This is a genomic window from Janthinobacterium darwini, assembly GCF_051380905.1.
In the GTDB taxonomy this organism is placed as follows: domain Bacteria; phylum Pseudomonadota; class Gammaproteobacteria; order Burkholderiales; family Burkholderiaceae_D; genus Janthinobacterium.
On sequence record NZ_JBNYXX010000012.1, the window covers coordinates 1 to 4,162 of the forward strand.

Here is a 4,162-nt window from a genome sequence, read left to right on the forward strand (position 1 = left end):
GCACCCCCGCACCGTAGAAAACTGAAAGGTATTATTGTGATATAGAGGTGTTTTTACAATTTGAAAGGAGAGAGAAAACCAAATCACGGCTTAAAGAAAGCCTCATGACGGTTGCAATTTTGTACGTATGATACATGAATGATATTTTTGCTTCGATAGTATATAAGCTGGTCAAACTCTAGTGTATCATAAATGTAAAAAAATACCTGACGCATTGTTAAATAAGCACTCCTCTTGATATGAAAATCAGCCGCACAACCTGACATATGCTGCGAATTATCAACGCCACCGACTAACCGATTAACTTGCGGGCATCGATAGCCTGAGGTAATTATAACCGGAATGCCAAATTTATCCCTGACGGGGTCTAATACATTGTCTACAAGCAAATTGATATTGCGTACTATTGTAGCCCTTTCATCGATGCTAGGCTCATTTTTGATACCATTTTTCGCAGCAGTAGATGAGCGAAAAAACTCTGATAAATTGAAGTGTTTCATGACGAATGATTTTAAAATTAAACATATGATTATGTATACCTCCGCGCTTCGCTTGGGGTGTTTTTACAATTTGAAAGGAGAGAGAATTTAGTCCTGACTACTACACCATTCAAGGTATTGATAGTACATATTTAGCGAATCGTCCGCTAGCGAGCACGTGAAATTTTCTAGGTTATCTTTATCGGGGTTCTGATACGCGTATGAATAGCGAACCTTGCCCAACGCCTCAACAAGCGCAAAGTATTCTATATAACCTTGCCCTTTGAATTGTACGCCCTTGAAAGCTTCGATACCTTGAATCTCTTTAGCTAGCTTTTCTTTAGCGTATTTGATACCCGCAACCTCAGATATGAATGTAATACAACGAGAGAGCGCACTAGAGTATTCTTGTGAGAGGTCTGAATATTGACAAGATAGCCTACTGAGTGTACTTACACATATTTTTTCAGTGCGACCAGTATCAGCATTAACGCATACCTTTTTTGGCTTGCACGTGATAATAGGAGAGTTTTCGAACAACTCTATGCGGTCATAATCACGAACACGAGTATGCTTACCCTTGCGGTGAAATCGAAACATTCTAGCCGCATAGAAATGGAACAATTTTTCAATAGCCGGCTGTGATTGTAAGTATTCAGGAGATAACTTGAAGAGTTCGCCAGTAGACATGTTAAGTAAGTCCATACCGTCACACTTGATAGAGATTTCAGCACGATACACATGGGTTTTTTCGTCTGAAATTAAGCCGTTTTCTCGCCAGTATTGACGAATCCAAGGCTTATCTTTTACTTCTTGCAGTTCACGCGTCTTGTCGTATATGTAGCAGCGCTTAGAGGACTTTCCGCTACCAAACTCTATACCAGTGAACTTCGTAGTAGAGGAAACACTCTTGCCACCATATACACGGAATTGTTTCGCACCCACTTTATATATATATCTGGGCGAATCAAATTCAGCGGTGACAAATTCCTTAATGAACTTATGTGGCTTAAGACCGTTATGAAAGCTATTGCAATCATAACATAAGTCAAGACGAGTTAAGCCCTTGATAGACAACTTAAATGTAGCACATATATTATACAACAACTTGATGTAATTCTGACTGTAGAGGAATCTGTTATGAATCTTGACTAGCACAATATTGCTATTGAGCATGGTAGAACGAGGAACTGCTAAGATATCAGCACAGTACCGCCAATCGTTACCCACCTTGGTATGAACACGAATAAAGCGGGCAAAATTGCGTGTTTCCAAAGGTTGCAACTCTAGCCAATATGGGAGAGAATCAACTTTGTTGTAATAGTCATTATTAAGGAGATACGCTAAGTTGTTAGAATAGCAGCAAACTTGCAGCCAATCCACTGATATACAATACTTTTCCATATAGTTGTTTATTTAACAGTTGTTGTTACGAAATGCCCTAAAACAAGAACAGCTAGGTATTACCCTAGCTGTTTCTCTCACCTTTTGCCGGTATTGTTCGGGAGGGGCACCACCCACCTCCGTATCTTTACGGCATCCCAAAAATAACTAACACTTATCGAATAAACAAGAGTATATTAAAAATATACCAGTTATCCCAACAATTAAACCACAATTATGATATTGCGGACCAACCTAATGCACCGGCTATAGCCGATAGCACTGCAATTGCTACTTTGATGATTTTTTGCCACATAAGTATTATTCACCGATTTTATCTGAAATAATCATGTAAGAATCTATAACAGAAGAACCTGCGCTTGCGCTAGGTAAGTACTCATTGGCTTGTTCCTGCAAGGATTTTCCGTAGGTCATAATTGAGGTAGTAGCCTGCAAACCCGCTGAATCCCTATAAGATAAGCAGATTGCAACACCGTTCGTAATGTCAGACGAAGCGGCATTGCCTGAACCAAACAGTATACCCGTAATACCCGTCAACTGAATTTTCTTATCACCCGCACCTGAGGTATAGCTAGCAGCCTGAGGTATAATTTTGGCTTGCAACTCTGCAAGTGTAGGAGGCTCAGCACCACGGGGGAACTGAACACAGCGCAATGTATCTGTAGAATCAGCCGCACAATTGACTGTATAGGTATAATATGAAGGTGCTACGTTACCCTGAATACATTCGATGAATGACAGGGCGAATTGTGCAGGCAAATTGTAAGGGTTAGTAGTACCTACAAGAGCCTGATATATTTCCGCACCAGTATACAGACCCACGATATCACCAACAACAGTACGAGGGCTGTTAACATCACCACCAGCAATAGCCAACCCCCAATAATACCCTAGTGTATTTTCTTCATTACCAAGCGGTTTGAACGGTATGATAGAGGGCACGGTATTGAAATTGACTGAACCGTTCGCAAACACGAAGTTCTGAGATCCACCCTCACCCAATTCTACCATCTCCTTATCCGCAACAGTAAGGCACAAAGGAAAATTTCTCTTAACAAAAGCGTTAAAAGGCGACTGTGAAGATTTTTCAGCCTTGAATAATGACTTGACAAATACAGATGTACCACGGAACACGGCAACCATGTTATTAAACTTAGTACGCTGGAGTGCCTGCGCACGTGTTTTCGGATTCTTAATTTTAGCCACATACGAACGCGTGCGTTGCTCTCCGCCTGCACGATAATAAACAGCCTCGCCCAACTTACCTGAAGCTTGTCCCCAAAATAATGAACGTTTACTCATAACAATACTATTAATAATGAAACACTATATGAAAATGATTTGTCCGGAGCGGGGTTGCCTGATTCAGGTAGCCCACCCCTGAAGTTGCCGCAATGTACAAATTATTCCGATACGGTGCAAATGAGGAGCGGGGGCGGCACGGATATGGGGCGGGTGCTGACAAATTGACAATATGAAACGCAAATGTTAATCATACGTAACAAATTGTCAGGTATCGTGTATTAACCGAATTGTCATTAATTAACGTTAATTGTCCGTCATTAACGTTGAATCAGATTCATCACCGCCAGTCGTATGCGTCAACTTCAAGCTGGCGGGGCGGGCGGGCGGAGGCGAAATACAGCCCGACAACCAAAACTACAGAGGCGGTGCAGGGGCGGGTGCAGTCCGCCCGATGTCGGGGCGAAGCCGCGGGGGAGGGCGGGGGGCACAGTGCCCCTGCTGCGCCGTGCGCGCAGACCGTAGCCCCTATGGAAACCGTACACGAACGGACGCACGAAACGCCAGCTAACTACGCGGAGGTCAGCAAGTTAGGGTAATTTGGCACGACAAACGAACGGCGGTAATACCATACCGCCGAAGACGTGGCGGCTCGCCGCCACAACCATGAAGCGGGCAACTGCACCGCATAGAGGCACACACATAGGAAGCACGACAATAGTTGCATACGCAACGGTTGCAGCAACAACGTTTCACGTGGAACACTACCTAGCAAGACGCACGCAGGGAGGGCGGGGATAGCTGGAGGGAAGCAGTGCAGGGGCGGGTGCAGTCCGCCCGATGTCGGGGCGAAGCCGCGGGGGAGGGCGGGGAGCACAGTGCCCCTGCTGCGCTGACTGGAAGCTAGCCCCGCCCTCCCTGCACCCCCGCACCGTAGAAAACTGAAAGGTATTATTGTGATATAGAGGTGTTTTTACAATTTGAAAGGAGAGAGAAAACCAAATCACGGCTTAAAGAAAGCCTCATGACGGTTGCAA

The 4,162-nt window shown here is 44.2% G+C and carries 4 protein-coding genes; all 4 read right to left on the minus strand.

Going from position 1 to position 4,162, the window contains the following annotated elements; genetic code table 11:
- Positions 1–83: 83 nt before the first annotated feature.
- The gene (locus tag ACQ4WZ_RS26990) at positions 84–500 is read right to left on the minus strand and encodes a D-Ala-D-Ala carboxypeptidase family metallohydrolase (protein ID WP_436574914.1); all 417 of its coding nucleotides are present in this window, start codon (positions 498–500) and stop codon (positions 84–86) included.
- A gap of 87 nt (positions 501–587) precedes the next feature.
- Complete coding sequence (locus ACQ4WZ_RS26995; protein WP_436574915.1) at positions 588–1,754, minus strand: hypothetical protein; 1,167 nt, start codon at positions 1,752–1,754, stop codon at positions 588–590.
- Positions 1,755–2,097: 343 nt separating this feature from the next.
- Positions 2,098–2,178, minus strand: a complete 81-nt coding sequence (locus tag ACQ4WZ_RS27000) for a smalltalk protein (RefSeq protein ID WP_436574917.1) — start codon at positions 2,176–2,178, stop codon at positions 2,098–2,100.
- Between the two features lie 5 nt (positions 2,179–2,183).
- The gene (locus ACQ4WZ_RS27005; RefSeq protein WP_436574916.1) at positions 2,184–3,185 is read right to left on the minus strand and encodes a hypothetical protein; all 1,002 of its coding nucleotides are present in this window, start codon (positions 3,183–3,185) and stop codon (positions 2,184–2,186) included.
- Positions 3,186–4,162: the final 977 nt, after the last annotated feature.